Origin of the sequence: Bacteroides xylanisolvens XB1A, from assembly GCF_000210075.1 — a bacterium.
GTDB lineage: Bacteria > Bacteroidota > Bacteroidia > Bacteroidales > Bacteroidaceae > Bacteroides > Bacteroides xylanisolvens.
Window position 1 is genome coordinate 3524182 of record NC_021017.1, and the last position, 14195, is coordinate 3538376.

16 protein-coding genes and 1 tRNA gene are annotated in these 14195 nt (G+C 47.3%); 5 read left to right on the top strand and 12 right to left on the bottom strand.

Annotated elements, in window-relative coordinates; all coding sequences use genetic code 11:
• The first annotated feature begins 469 nt into the window (after positions 1-469).
• Positions 470-691: a hypothetical protein gene (locus BXY_RS13730; RefSeq protein ID WP_165450649.1), complete on the top strand. Its 222-nt coding sequence runs from the start codon at positions 470-472 to the stop codon at positions 689-691.
• A gap of 535 nt (positions 692-1226) precedes the next feature.
• On the opposite strand, the gene BXY_RS13735 is transcribed toward BXY_RS13730, so the two are convergent.
• On the bottom strand, positions 1227-1445 hold the full coding sequence (locus BXY_RS13735; protein ID WP_240062594.1) for a hypothetical protein: 219 nt from the start codon (positions 1443-1445) through the stop codon (positions 1227-1229).
• Between the two features lie 121 nt (positions 1446-1566).
• Between BXY_RS13735 and BXY_RS13740 the strand changes: the two genes are divergently transcribed.
• From BXY_RS13740 to BXY_RS13750, 3 genes are all read left to right on the top strand, one after another.
• A complete protein-coding gene (locus BXY_RS13740; protein WP_008777676.1) occupies positions 1567-1818 on the top strand; it encodes a DUF4248 domain-containing protein in 252 nt (83 codons plus the stop codon).
• A 164-nt stretch (positions 1819-1982) separates the two neighbouring features.
• Positions 1983-2456: an N-acetylmuramoyl-L-alanine amidase gene (locus tag BXY_RS13745; protein ID WP_015532214.1), complete on the top strand. Its 474-nt coding sequence runs from the start codon at positions 1983-1985 to the stop codon at positions 2454-2456.
• 480 nt (positions 2457-2936) lie between these two features.
• Complete coding sequence (locus BXY_RS13750) at positions 2937-3407, top strand: HU family DNA-binding protein (RefSeq protein ID WP_015532216.1); 471 nt, start codon at positions 2937-2939, stop codon at positions 3405-3407.
• A gap of 582 nt (positions 3408-3989) precedes the next feature.
• Here the strand turns inward: BXY_RS13750 and BXY_RS13755 are convergent.
• Complete coding sequence (locus BXY_RS13755) at positions 3990-4169, bottom strand: hypothetical protein (RefSeq protein ID WP_117683347.1); 180 nt, start codon at positions 4167-4169, stop codon at positions 3990-3992.
• A 492-nt stretch (positions 4170-4661) separates the two neighbouring features.
• Here BXY_RS13755 and BXY_RS13760 point away from each other — a divergent pair, with 492 nt between their 5' ends.
• On the top strand, positions 4662-5099 hold the full coding sequence (locus tag BXY_RS13760; RefSeq protein WP_208946818.1) for a hypothetical protein: 438 nt from the start codon (positions 4662-4664) through the stop codon (positions 5097-5099).
• 567 nt (positions 5100-5666) lie between these two features.
• Here BXY_RS13760 and BXY_RS13765 read toward each other — a convergent pair.
• From BXY_RS13765 to BXY_RS13810, 10 genes are all read right to left on the bottom strand, one after another.
• On the bottom strand, positions 5667-5984 hold the full coding sequence (locus BXY_RS13765) for a hypothetical protein (protein ID WP_015532218.1): 318 nt from the start codon (positions 5982-5984) through the stop codon (positions 5667-5669).
• Entirely contained in the window at positions 5981-6262 is a 282-nt protein-coding gene (locus BXY_RS13770) for a hypothetical protein (RefSeq protein WP_015532219.1), read from the bottom strand. The genes BXY_RS13765 and BXY_RS13770 overlap by 4 nt, the downstream gene beginning before the upstream one ends.
• A gap of 20 nt (positions 6263-6282) precedes the next feature.
• Positions 6283-7326 carry a DUF4373 domain-containing protein gene (locus BXY_RS13775; RefSeq protein WP_015532220.1) on the bottom strand — a complete coding sequence of 348 codons (1044 nt, stop codon included), beginning with the start codon at positions 7324-7326 and terminating at the stop codon, positions 6283-6285.
• On the bottom strand, positions 7323-7637 hold the full coding sequence (locus BXY_RS13780) for a helix-turn-helix domain-containing protein (RefSeq protein ID WP_004313899.1): 315 nt from the start codon (positions 7635-7637) through the stop codon (positions 7323-7325). Before BXY_RS13780 ends, BXY_RS13775 begins: the two co-directional genes overlap by 4 nt.
• Before the next feature lie 38 nt (positions 7638-7675).
• The gene (locus BXY_RS13785; protein WP_004313901.1) at positions 7676-7933 is read right to left on the bottom strand and encodes a hypothetical protein; all 258 of its coding nucleotides are present in this window, start codon (positions 7931-7933) and stop codon (positions 7676-7678) included.
• Positions 7930-9192, bottom strand: a complete 1263-nt coding sequence (locus BXY_RS13790) for a site-specific integrase (protein ID WP_032849599.1) — start codon at positions 9190-9192, stop codon at positions 7930-7932. Before BXY_RS13790 ends, BXY_RS13785 begins: the two co-directional genes overlap by 4 nt.
• A gap of 184 nt (positions 9193-9376) precedes the next feature.
• Positions 9377-9458, bottom strand: a tRNA-Leu gene (locus BXY_RS13795).
• Between the two features lie 73 nt (positions 9459-9531).
• Positions 9532-10626 carry a S41 family peptidase gene (locus BXY_RS13800; protein ID WP_015532222.1) on the bottom strand — a complete coding sequence of 365 codons (1095 nt, stop codon included), beginning with the start codon at positions 10624-10626 and terminating at the stop codon, positions 9532-9534.
• 14 nt (positions 10627-10640) lie between these two features.
• Positions 10641-11501, bottom strand: coding sequence for a DUF3316 domain-containing protein (locus BXY_RS13805; protein WP_015532223.1), 861 nt, complete (start codon positions 11499-11501; stop codon positions 10641-10643).
• Complete coding sequence (locus BXY_RS13810; RefSeq protein ID WP_015532224.1) at positions 11501-14146, bottom strand: DNA gyrase/topoisomerase IV subunit A; 2646 nt, start codon at positions 14144-14146, stop codon at positions 11501-11503. The genes BXY_RS13805 and BXY_RS13810 overlap by 1 nt, the downstream gene beginning before the upstream one ends.
• Between the last annotated feature and the right edge of the window lie 49 nt (positions 14147-14195).

The following is a 14195-nucleotide window of genomic DNA, read 5'->3' on the forward strand; positions in this document are numbered from 1 at the left end:
TTTTCCGGATCAGCTGCTGCAGCTCGGGAATAGTGCTAGCAAATGTTTCGTCCTGGAAGAAGCCGGCTGCCGGATTCTGCTAGCAGTTGGCAGGGGATAACAGGTTGATGAAGCCGGGATCCTGCCAGGTATGTGCTAGCAAACTGGAAAAAAGTCATGCTTGAAACTTTTCGTCTGATTGCTCACCGTGCCGCCGTGTGGTTCGTGGCAATGCGTGCAGCGGGAATACCGCCGCCCACACAGCCCCGCTCCCCACAGCAGCACTCCGTCAGTGTTTAATCGGAACATTCCTTCACCGGCAGCGTTTCTCGGACGTTCAGTGTTTCTGTGCACCGTGCCGCTTTCCTTGCTTTCCCGTAGCCGTCGGACTGGCGCAAAGAAAGCCGCCCTACGGCAGTGTTTCTATGGGAGATTCTTGGGGAAAGTTTCTTTAAAGTTACTCCGGTGTATAATAGTCGAGGCTTGCCAAGTGGGTGATTACAGAAGTTACTACCGCCTGATGCATTCAGCTCCGGCTCCCGCCCACACCCCGGCACAGCCGGACCACAGGCGACAGCCTATGCGGTGGACACCCTTGCGGACGATAGCAGAAGTTACTCCCGTCTTATATACGGCTCCGGTTGCCGCTCCCTCACTTGCCGAATACAGCAAAGGAAGCAGCACCCTATGCGATGGGGACCCTTTCGGATGATATCCTTAGCGGAATGTAAGCCCTTGCGGCACGGGTGATAGCTGCGATGCCCGGTGCGGTTTCGCTCCGCCCGGCACTAACGCCGGGACTAAAGCGAGAATCCGCTACCTCTTTTCGTCTGACTATAGGAACGGGCTGTTAGTCAGGAGTGCAGCCATGCGGTGCGAGGTTCCCGTGTTTTATGATTGAGCGGGTTTGTCTGTTTGGATAGGAGGCGGCGCAAGCTTCCGCCGCCATGCTGACGTGATGCTGCTTGCGCCGTGTTCTTCCGGTTTTTCTGATGGAGTGCAGCTTTTGCGCAGGAAATCCGGAAGAGCAATTATGTTTAATTAGTCACAAAACCGTTCCGGATTTTGTGCTTTAATTCAACATAACAGCATCTTCCAAATATTCCTGCTGTTTGCGGGCTTTTCTGTTGTTTCAGGAACGAGCATAAAGTTACTCCGTTTAATGTTCACCCTTGCGGACTGCGCCCTGCGGAATGTAAACGCCACCACTGTGGCGGCAAGCCGCCACCCCGACCACCACCCCTTAGTTACCCCTGCCTATCCCGGTTCCCTGCAGGGTTTCCGACATCTTGCGGGTTTCCTGTTCCTGCGAGCTGCGCCTGGCGGCGTGCCCGGCTGACTGTTTGCACCCTGCGGACAGTCTTTGCAGAATATCGGAGATTCCCGGCGGTCGGCTTCGCTGTCCGCTTCACGAAGCGGGGCAGACGCCCCGCCGAAAAGTTACGGACAAAAGAAATTCGTGACAATTGCCCGAATATCACAAATTTCCTCTGCCAACAAACATATATAACTATATCTACCAAGTATACAGGTAACAACCAGCCACTAAAAAGCCTATCTTTACATCTGTAAACCAACACTATAATTATGTATACCAACGTGCACCAACAAAACAACTGCCAAAGTTTAACCAACCGTAGCTACGGTTTTAAAGAACTGGCCGTTCTCTATTTCCCGAATATTGCACCTGCATCCGCTTCTATCCGCCTCAAACAGTGGATAAAGGACGATTCCGAACTACTCGAAGCATTGCAGGAAACAAACTACCAGTTAAGTAACCGTATCCTCACCCCCAAACAAAAGGAACTGATAACCATCTCTTTCGGCTCACCCTTTTAAGCCCTAGTGCAGCAGCTCTTACGGCTACAGCCCGAACCCTCTTTGCTAGGGGAACGCCCTGCGGCAAGGGGGAAGAGCACTTCCCCCGACAAGCGTCTCCCCCAAAGGGGGACGGAAGGGGGGTAGAACAAGAATACACAACTAAAAATCACCCACAAAAAACAATGATTAAACAAAGAAACATCACCCTGATTGTGGTGCACTGCACCGCATCCCGTTGTACAAGCAACCTCACCCCGGAAGCCCTCGACTCCATGCACAAACGCCAAGGCTTTGCCGAATGTGGCTATCACTATTACATCACCAAAGATGGAACGATACATCACATGCGCGACATCACTCATGTCGGCGCCCACGCCAAAGGCTACAACACCCCGTCGATAGGAGTTGCCTACGAAGGAGGCCTGGACGCTTCCGGACGTGCCGCCGACACCCGCACAGACGCACAAAAACAAAGCCTTGAAACCCTTCTCCGCTTCCTGCTGCTCACCTATCCGGGAGCAAAGATTTGCGGTCACCGCGACCTCTCGCCCGACCTCAACCACAACGGTACCATAGAACCCTGCGAGTACATCAAACAATGCCCCTGCTTCTGTGTCTCCATCGAATACGGGTATTTAGCGGTTAACGGTGAGTGATGAACACGTAGATATACGCATGAAAGCGCAGCCACTAATCGGTAACCATTAACCGTTCATCGCTCTCTTCTACCTTTGCGGGGAAATGTTGTGCAAATGAGCGGAGAACCAAGCTCGCTTGTGTTATCCCGAATGCCGCCGACATTCAATTCATTGAACAATTAAAAAGGAGGTCATTATGAAACCATTTTGGAGAACGACGTTGAAGGTATTGAAAGTTATCGGTAAAATTTTTGTTTGGCTCACCGGGGCAGACAGTCCCGTGAAAGATGATGAAAGGAGAAACGATTAAGGAGTAAACTTTACGATCGGAGTGAAAACCCCTGTTTGGAGGGCTGCGGAATACAAACCGCAGCCCTTTTTTCATGTACATAATCGTATGATGAAACACGTATCATCACAGATAAGAACATACGTCTGCACGCCCACGCACGTATATGTAGATTTGCAACATTATTAATCATTAAAACACTAATTAACATGGCAATTACAATCAAACCCGCTTTGCGCAAGAATCCGCAGAACAAAGACGCCGCCGCAAAATACTATGCCCAAGTAGTACTCGCCCCGGAGATGGCACTGAAACAAATCGTTGAACAAATCGCAGACCGTTGTACACTGACAGGTTCTGACATCAAAGCTGTTCTTGACGCATTGATGACCGTCATCAAGCGCAACTTAGCCAACGGTTCACCCGTCCGCCTGGGAGACCTTGGGTCTTTCCGTCCTTCCGTTTCCGGTAAAGGTCTCGAGGATGCCAGCAAGTGCGGCGCAAACAGCGTCAAGAAAGCACGTGTCATCTACGTTCCTTCTACGGAAATCAAAGAAGCCGTTGCAATGTATTCTTTCTCAAAAGCAGGAGCAAGCGCAGCGAATGAAGAAGGCGGAGACGAGAAACCAGACCCGAAACCTGACGAAGGCGGCGGAGAAGCTCCGGACCCGGCAGCTTAATTATCATCGTTCCGCATATCGCAAACCTGTCAAAGAAAAAGCCCGATGAATGAGAAATCATTTCACCGGGCTTTTCATTTGCGGGTATTTGGTGAACGGAATATGCTTCTGAAAGTCTCATAGAAAACATCAGGAGTTTTTCAAAAAACGTCTGACGAAATAAAAAAACGTCTGATGAATTTTTGAGAACATCTCGAAGGGTTTCAAGTACGTTTTTACTTCCGTTCCGACTGTTTTTGGGCGTTTTTACGTTTTATTCCCGTATGATTCCATCTGTAAATAAACGTAGTGACACAGACAGAAACGCAATTATCTATAAAGTGACGGGAAGGGATAGATGATAAGTTTGCTGTTTTACAGCGTATTTTTCCTCTTTTCTTCTACAAAGATAGGCCACGGCCGCCCGTCAGTCAAGAACCGCTACGCTATTTCAGATAAAAATATCCTGCGCTCCTACGTCGTGCGGTATTTTTATCTGAAATTTCTTGTCTGCCGTTCATCCATGCCCTTGGAGAGGTAGATGAAAAAAGGAAAAAAATGTGTTCCTGTGCAGTGTGGGGCGGATAAAAGCGTGTATTAGTCTTAGGCCCAATATCCGCCGAAGTGATTGTGCCTGGTTACTTTGTCTAACTTCAATTGCTTGCGGCGAAACTTGTTGATTGCCCGTTTGAGCGATTTACGTCCCGATGTGCTGCAGTTCTTTTTTCTCATTCGGCATTGGTAGCAACGGCAGATACCAATACCTGTATGTGATTCTTTCATTTCTATTCTGTTTAATATAAGTTTTAAGAACTTACGTTTTTTACTATTTTATTTTGTGACATTTGCCCGATTGTCACGGATTTGTTATTTGCACTCTTCGGCGGGGCGTCTCGCCTCGCTTCATGGAGCGGACGGCGAAGCCGACCGCCGGGAATTTCCAATGTTCCGAAAGGCGTAAACAGTCAGCCGGGCACGCCGCCAGGCGCAACCCGCAGGAAGCACAAACACCCGCAACAGGTCAGAAAACCGCACGGCTCGGGACTGGCAGAAGTAACTAAGGGGCGGTGGTCGGGGTGGCGGATTGCCGCCATAGTGGTGGCGTTTCCACTCCGCATGGCTTTTTTCGCCCGGGGGCGGAAAAATAAAACAATCCATATTAAACATAACCACGCATTATGCACCCGACTTGCCTGAATGGCAAGGCGTGCGGGCATAATGACCCGTTATGTTTAATATCGCTACCCCTTTGTTTTTCTGCCGGTCTCTTTTTGGGTGTCCCCCAAAAAGGAAGGCGGAAGGAAAACAATTGCTGTCACAGCGCACACAGCATCACGTCTGCACGCGCCCGAAGGACGGCGAAGGGTGCTTACTTCCACAATACAAACCCACTCAACCGTAAACCCGGGAACCCCGCACCGCAGGGCTGCACTCCTGGCTAACACTTCCGTTCCTATAGTCAGTCGAAAAGAGGTAGCGGATTCTCGCCTTAGTCCCGGCGTTAGTGCCGGGCGGAGCGAAACCGCACCGGGCATCACAGCTGTCACCCGTTCCGCAGGGGATACCCTTCCGCAAGGGTTTCCACCGCATAGGCTGTCGCCTGTAGTCCGGCTATACCGGGGTGTGAGCGGAAGCCGGAGCCGTATGCGTCAGGCGGTAGTAACTTCCGTAATCACCCACTTGGCAAGCCTCGACTGTTACACACAGGAGTAACTTTTGGGAAGACTTCCCCCAAGAACGTTCCATAGAAACACTGTCAAAGGGCGGCTTTCTTTGCGCCAGTCCGACGGCTACGGGAAAGCAAGGAAAGCGGCACGGTGCACAGAAACACTGAACGTCCGAGAAACGCTGCCGGTGAAGGAATGTTCCGATTAAACACTGACGGAGTGCTGCTGCGGGGGACGGGGCTGTGTGGGCGGCGGTATTCCCGCTGCACGCATTGCCACGAACCACACGGCGGCACGGTGAGCTGTCAGACGATAAGCCGCTCGCGAAAGTAATCCGCTTGGTTCGGCACTTGCCTATTACCTTCACTTGCTATCACATACCTGTCGGGATCCCGGCTTCATCAACCTGATATCCCCGTTAATTGCTAGCAAATTAGTTGCTCCGGAACGAACCGGGAACAAGAATCCGCTAGCAGAATCCGGCAGCCGGATTCTTCCAGGATGAAACAGTTGCTAGCATTATTCCCGATCTGTAGCACACGATCCGGAAGAATCCGCTAGCACTTTTACGCAGCTCGAGCACACGATCCGGAAACATCTGCTAGCAAATATTTCATTGGCCAAGATCTTCCGGAGCGTATTTTGCTAGCAATCGTTTCCCCTGCTCTTTCTCCCTGCCCGCTTTCTCCAACCTGTCGAGTGCCGACAGAAAACCCCGCACGGCTTCGTCTTGCTCCCGGTACTTTCGTTTCAGTTCTCCGTGTTCCTTCGCTTCCTGCTTGTAGTGGGTACAGAAACGGGGGTACTCCCGCACAACGTGTTTGATTGCTTCGCTGGCCGTTCGCTTTCCTGTAAGATTCTTCAAAATTTCAAGCTGTGTGACTTCCTCGGCAGTCAGCCGTAGCGTGATGGTGCTTACTTTTTCGCTCATGATCGTTCACCCCCTTTCTCGCCATCGGAGGCGGACGGTTCCAGCGAACCGGTGGTTTCTCCGACTTGTGTTCCGGCGCGCCCCGCTTCCGCTTCCACCTGTTGTTTCCGGTTCATCACTTCCGCCCGCCGGTATGCTTCCGCATACGTCTGGCAGTGTATTCCGTATCTCTCGATAGTGATGCCTGCGGCTGTCACTTCGTGCGCCACGCACCACCCTGTACGCATTTTGCGGGGGTAGTAGAGCGGCGTGTCGGTTGCTTTTTTGTTTTCGCTCATCGTTGTTGCTTTTTGTGAGGCTATGAAGCCGATTTGTTTTTTATTTCGTCATCTCCGTGACTGCTGTCCGCTATCACCCCCACGGCATCCCGTAGCCGCTTCAACAGGAACAACCGGGGCATCCGCAGGCGTTTGTTTCCATGCATTTCGCCTAGAATTTGCCATACGGGATTTCCTATTTCGCCGTGTCCGGACAGTTTGAGCACCTCCTCAAGTTCCCGGGGGGAAAGATTGTAAGGGCTTAGGGCCTCTATCAACCCTTTGGGATTGCGTGGCTTTTGTTCGCGCGCCGCCGCCTCCACTTGTGGCGGGCGTTTCCCGGTAGTTGTGGAAGCAGTATTGCCACCTGTTGCAATGGTCGTTTCAGGCTTGTTTCTCCCCAACGGAGTGGAAGAAAGCAAAGCTCTCGCTTCCTCCTCCGTGAGTTCTCCGATAGTCGGTAGGGGGATAGAGGAGGACTTTTCTTTGTTTTCTTTTTCTTTGCTTTTCTTTTCTTTGTCGATTTTTTCTGGAAGGTTTCCAGAAGTTTCCGGAAAGTTCTGGAAATCTTCCGGAACTTTCTCGAAAGTAGGTTCTACCGTTGTCGGTGACACCGACACGTCCGGTACATTTTGCCCGGTCGGTTCTGCGGCTGTCGCAGCTTCAAACAGAGGCATAGTGACGGGTTCCTTTATGGGCTGCTCCGGTTCTACGAGAAGAATATCCAGCGGGATATACATTTTCTTCTTCGCCAGCTTGCAGATGTCTATATATCGGCTCTGAATGGCCCGGGAGGTGAGAATACATTTCATCTTCCACACGACGGGGTCGAACAGGCAGATTTCAGCGCAATAGTCTACAATCTCTTTCACCCGTTCCTCGTTCATGCCCCAATAGTCGGCACAGTCGAAAAGCTGATCTTCTGTCCAGCGGATATACGAACCGTCGACACGGTAGATTTCGTTCAATGCATATTGGTATACGGCATAGCCGTCGCACCCGTATTTCTTTTTCAGGCGTTTTATTTTGATGTCCTGAAAGCGGTCTGTTTCCGCTTTGTAATAGGAAAATCCGTTCTTGCTCATATTCTTCTGCTGTAATTAGATGCCAGGTAATTCATGATTTCTTCTTTGCTGTATAGGAAAGTCCCACCCAGTTTATAGAACGGGATAGCTCGCTCCGCGCGCAGGTTTCTCAATGTCGAGTTGCTGATGTTGAGCAGCTTGCATACATCGGCCGATCGGATGAATACAGCATCTTCGGGCACGGTGTCAAGCATAACGGGCGTAACGGGCTTGTATTTCGATTTTTCAGGGTCTTTTTCCTGTTGTGGAGTTCCGGCTGTATCTGTCTTTTCAGGTTTCACGATTCTCATGCTGTTGGTTTCTGTTTTCATAATTCTGCTTTTTATATGGTTAATATTCATTCAAGTGATTAATGTTCATTCAGGTATTCAAAAGTAATCCGGTCGAGGTCCTTCAGTTGGTTACTGTCGAGAGCGTAGATCGTCTTTATAATCCACCCTTTCAGGACAATTTTCCGGTGTCCTTCCCTGCTGCCATAATGCCGCAACGCATCACTAACCGCCTTCTTCATTTCTGAATAGGTGATGAAGCTTTTCTCATACGCTATCATGCTGTCGATAGCTTTCAGTTCCAGTTCTTCCTGATTGATAATTACGGTTGCTTTCATTCGTTTGCGGCTTTATTATTGGGTGATTTATCTTCTTTATGTGAATACATATCTTTGAGTGTTGCCATATCGCGCATTACCTTCGTATCGACTACTCGTGCATATACCTGTGTCGTTGTGATTTTGGTATGTCCCAGCATTTTTGATACGGTTTCGAGTGGGATTTCATGTTGCAGGGTGATTGTCGTTGCGAACGTGTGGCGGGCAACGTGATACGTAACTCTGTCTTCTACTCCGGCGAGTTTGGCTACTTTTTTGAGATAACGGTTCATGATCTGATTGCTGACATAAGGGAATAGCGGCTGGTTCTTTTTGCCGCCTTTGTGGTAGGTGTCATATCTATTGATAATTTCCAATGCAGGTTCTAGTAATGGCAATGATACACGGACACCTGTTTTGACCCGTTTGTAATGCAGCCACAGGCTTTTGTCTATGCCGATAACGATGTTCTTTTGCGTTAATCGTGTCATATCTTCGTATGAGACTCCGGTATACACGGCAAAAATGAACAAGTCTCTGACAATGCCCAGATTAGGAGGTAGTATTACAGTGGAAAGTCGTTTTACGGCTTCTTCGTCCAGTTCGTTGATGTCGGTTTTTTCTTTATGTGCTTTGAGTGCTTTTACCGGATTTCGATTTATCCATTCGTTATTGAAAGCCATTTCCATGACTTTTTTGAAGCGTTCCATGTGCTTCAATGCTCCGTTAATATCGCATCGTTTCATGTTGTCCTGTCGCAAATAACCTTGCAGATAGGCGAAAAACTCATTGACAAAAGCTGCGTCGATGATACTTATATCGTAGTCGGCCACTTTGTGTTTGATTCGCACGTAGCTTAGTAGATATTTCAAGGTAACTCCGTATTGGTAGCATGTTGACTGGGAGAGTTTTTTCCCTTCCATAATCATGTGATATTCGAACAGCGTTTTAATGGTAGAATATTCGTTATCCTCTGATTGGAACATGAGTTTAAAGTTCTCGATGTTGAGGGGATAGTTCTTTTGCCGGAGCTTGTTACAGGTTTCTTCAATTTGCAGTTTTAAATCTTCGATATACCTGTTTGTTTCCTTGTCTACAGCTGTTTTTCCGAGTGACTTTTGGGCGACTGCCGACCATGAAGCGGGGGAGATATGACAATTCGTCGGAATTTCGTATCTTTGCCCCATGATTGTAACTCTGCAGAACAGAGGTGACAGACTTTCATTTGTTCGACTTTTCCGTAGCCAAAACAGAACGTTGAAAGTTTTTTTTCTTTCCATACTTGATTTTTTTTGGTGAATCCTACTTTGAATCCAAAAAATCAAGATAAAAAAAGGAATCCTGTCACCGAGAATGGCACCGAATTGTTGTTAGCATTTTTCGGATGACCAGCGAAGAGGACACAAAAAAGCCCCTAAAATGTCCGTTTTAGGGGCTTTTTAACTGTAAATACAGTGTAGTTTGTGCGGCTGATAGGACTCGAACCTACACGTCTCACGACACCAGATCCTAAGTCTGGCGCGGCTACCAATTACGCCACAGCCGCATGCGTAGCTTTTTTGTTTAGCGGTGCAAAGATAGGAAGATTTTCTGATTTGGCAAATAATTCGGCAATAAAGTTATTCACTTAAGATTTCGAGTGCTTTTTCAATCAGTGGATCTTTCTTTTGTGATTCTATGTCACCCTGCTCTATCCCTTCTTCCAGAATCTTATCCATATTTACATATACATCAGGTTTTATTCCATCCTCCAATGACTTTCCATACTTATCAAAGTGGGGGCTGGCTGAGAAGCGGACGCTCCAACCATTGGGTAATTCTGATGAAAATGGTAGTCCTGATCCACCACCAGTCTGGTCACCCAGCTGGATGATTCTTTTATCTTCGTTATCATTGTTTAAGCTGCGCATTATGTTAACAAAATCATTTGTGGCACTATAACATCGACGATTGGTTAGTATCACGACCTTTTTTTGCCAACGAATACTGTTGGAGGGTTCTAAATAAATGGGTTCCATCTCTGAGAAATCATTGTGTCCCGGACCTGTCTTATGTTGGATATATCCTGTTAGTGCCAGTTTATCAGTGAACCGGGCAGCTATGCGTGAAGAATTGGTCAGATTACCTCCTCCGTTATCACGGACATCGATAATTAATCCATTGCAGATTTGTAAATAGTAAAGGACCTCATCCAAATTGCCATCTCCAACTCCGGCACTGAAACTTTCATAACGTATGTATCCTATGTTATTGTCGAATATTTTATATTTAAGACCGGCGGATGTGCGGTAGCCTGAATTGGCACTACCCAGATAATAGTTATAAAGAATATCTTCTCTATAATTCCAGGGGTAGCCCTGATACCATGCATCGTAATAAGAAATACGACTGGCAGAAGATAGATTGACATGCCCGTCTTTCAAGATATAAAGCATTTGGCTTAGGATGTCGAACAGGTCATCATTGGACATCGACGGAATAATCAGTTTGCTATATTCGTCATGAACAGCATCCCAGTCAATACCTTTCGTATCCAGGAAACAATACTGTTCGTCAATGATCTTCCATAGTTGTTCGAAATTACCTCTGGGATCATTGGCGTAGTCATCTTCCCCAATGCAACCAGTCAGCACCGGAAGGCAGCAGAGCAGCCAAAGTATTTGTCTAATCTTATTTCTCATCATTAATTGATCTCTCACTTGAAGTTTCAACATTAAATTTTGTTCTCTTAGTAAGCTCTAACCGATGAAGGAAGAGCAGTTCCTTTCTTATTTCGGATACGGTATAGGTCTTTCACAAATCCTACCATGAATACGTGGGAGTAGGTATGTGTCTTGATATTGTTAACGTTGGATTGCTGCAAATCAGCCAGGTAGCTGAAGCGCATTTTGGTATATCCTATCGGCAGGTCGACGGAGAGCATCTGTCGCAACGAAGGTTGATTGTGCAGGGAGGTAAATTTTATTACTCCACTCGAATTTCCCAAAGAGAATATCTCGTAATAAGATTGTCCGTAGTGGGGAGAGAACATCACTCCCATAACCGGCAGATTGACCTGATAACGAAGCACCATCGGATACCGTTTGATTTTCAGGTGCCAAATAGCCATTCCGGAGGCATCCAGATTGACGTATGCTCGTGCGGATGCCGGATTGTTGGTGTTCCGGAGATTATAGACAAAGCCTCCGTTGACATCTATCAATCCTCCGGCTAATAATTTGAAATTATCTGTCAGGCGGAACTGGTAATGTAATCCATAGTTCCAGTTGACTAATCCGGAGAAAGTGTTATTGTTATCGGCCCGGTTGTGCGTATAGCTGATGTTTGCCTGAAAGAAGTTCTGCACAGATACATTTCCATCAAACAACTTGGTCATCCGAATCAATTCACGGGAAACACGGAAGTCGATTCCTTTGTATTCCTGTGGTGAAAGATAGGTGTCGAAAACGTTAGTAAGTCCGACGCCATACATGGTGGCACGTGTTACATACCGATGGGCTTGCAGACTGTCGGTCTGCGCTTGTAATCTTGTGCTAAGGGCGAACAGGATGCAACCTGTCAGCCCCAGGTATATTAGTTTTTTCTTCATCAGAATAATTTCATCTGCCCGGTGATTTCATCAATAATGTCGCCTTCGCTCTTGCCGCTGTCCGGGTCCAGATTTTCCGGCTCCTCTTCAGGAACTTCCTGTTGTTCTTGTGAGGGTTCGGGGAAGCGAGTTGGTTCAAGCTCATTGATCGTCTCCACTGCATAGGTAGTGATACGTTTTCCCTTGGCTTTGAAACCTTTGACAGCAATGAATTCATCCGCATCGATATTCAACGGATCACGGAAATTGTCGTGTCCGCCAAATATGACTTCCAGACGAGGATAGTACTCGTCGGTCAGCAGGATCAGACGGTTGTTCTTATTTTCTCCCAAGTAGTTCTGTTTACGGTTGGAGGCCTCAAAACAGAAACGTTTCAGATACGGATAATTCTGTTGGTCGGCATCGTAAAGCGCGGCAGTCCATATCTTGTTAGGATCAAATTTCTCCACGATGCTTACATTATCTTCATAGTGGTTGCTCAAGTCGAAGTTGGTAGTATAGAAATCACCGTTGTTCAGAACAATCAATATGCTGTCGTCGCTTTGGAATTCACCCAGATATTCACCTCGTCCGTCATAGTTGAGGCGGAGTATGTCACGGTCAAACCATACTTTACGTCCACCGAGCGTAGAACCTCCTTTTTGTTTCAAGGATATCTTATGTACCGGCAAGCGGGTAAGAATCACACCTCGTGCCTGACGTCCCTTGATGCTGACCTCGCTGAAATCATGCTCGAAGATGATACGGCGTACACGCGGATTCGGTTTCAATGTCACCTTGATGATTTCGGCTTCTCCGTTCGGATTAGCACTGAAATAGGTAATCCGTGATTCGGGAGTTCCCAGTGTGACATCATATTCGCGGTCGCGAACTACAGAGGTAACGGCGAAACGTTTTACGTATGTCGTTCCTTCTTTTCCATCGCGGTAAGCTATATTGTAGATCGTACGTTTATCGTTCTTCTTGAATACATTGACATAGAGAACGTTTTTGCCGACGAATTTCTTGTCGGCAACAGGAGTAACGATATACTTACCGTCGCGGAAGAAGATAATGACATCATCGATATCCGAACAACATGCAACGAACTCGTCTTTTTTCAAGGCTGTTCCGATAAATCCTTCTTCGCGGTTGATATAAAGTTTCTCGTTTGCTTCTACTACTTTGGCAGCTTCGATGGTGTCGAAGTTACGCAGTTCTGTACGGCGCGGGAAGTTCTTGCCGTATTTGTTTTTCAACATCTGATACCAGTTGACGGTATAATCTACGATGTGAGCCAGATGATTATCAATCTCGGCCACTTCTTCTTTCATCCTGGCAATCAGTTCATCCGCTTTGTCCGAATTGAATTTCAGAATACGTCCCATTTTGATTTCCATCAGTTTGAGAATATCCTCTTTGGTGACTTCACGGATAAATTTCGGATAATAAGGCGTCAGGCGTTCGTCAATATGAGCACAAGCTGCGTCCATATCTTTGGATTGTTCGAACTCTTTGTCCTTGTAGATGCGTTCTTCGATAAATATCTTTTCGAGCGAAGCAAAGTGCAACGCTTCCAGTATTTCGTTTTTCTTGATTTCCAGTTCCTGCTTTAGCAAATCCAGCGTGTTGTCTGCCGACTTTCTCAAGACTTTGCTGACAGTGAGGAAATGAGGTTTGCTGTCGTCAATCACGCAGCAGTTGGGTGAGATACTTACTTCGCAATCGGTGAATGCGTACAATGCATCGATTGTTTTGTCCGATGATGTACCTGGTGCCAGATGCACTAATATTTCTACGTTGGCAGCTGTGTTGTCATCTACCTTGCGAATTTTGATTTTTCCTTTATCAACTGCTTTCAGGATAGAGTCGATCACTGTTGAAGTGGTTTTCCCATAAGGGATCTCTGTAATTGCAAGCGTTTTGTTATCAATCTTGTTGATCTTGGCACGTACTTTCACTGCTCCGCCACGTTCTCCGTCGTTGTATTTGGCTACATCGATCGATCCGCCTGTCTGGAAATCGGGATACAGTTGGAATTCTTCCCCATGCAGATAGCTGATGGAAGCATCGCAAAGTTCGTTGAAGTTATGCGGCAATATCTTGGAAGAAAGTCCAACGGCGATACCTTCCACTCCCTGCGCCAGTAATAACGGGAATTTCACAGGAAGAGTGACTGGTTCTTTATTTCGTCCGTCGTATGACAATTTCCATTCGGTAGTTTTGGGATTGAAGACAACATCCAGCGCAAACTTGGATAAACGTGCCTCGATATAACGGGGAGCAGCCGCACCGTCTCCGGTGAGAATATTACCCCAGTTACCCTGACAGTCAATCAACAGGTCTTTCTGTCCCAACTGTACTAGGGCATCCCCGATAGAAGCATCCCCATGCGGGTGGAACTGCATGGTGTGTCCCACAATATTTGCCACTTTGTTATACCGCCCGTCATCCAGACGTTTCATAGAATGCAGGATACGACGTTGCACAGGCTTTAAACCGTCATTGATGTGAGGTACGGCACGTTCCAGAATAACGTATGAAGCATAGTCCAGAAACCAATTCTGGTACATGCCTGTTAACTGATGTTTTACGCTTTCGTCCCGCGCGTCCGCTGGTTTGTAGTCTGAATGTTCTTCCGTTATCTCGTTGATTTCGTCACTCATATATCAATCTTCGCTTTGCTTTAACAACAAATTATCTTCCTGAACATCA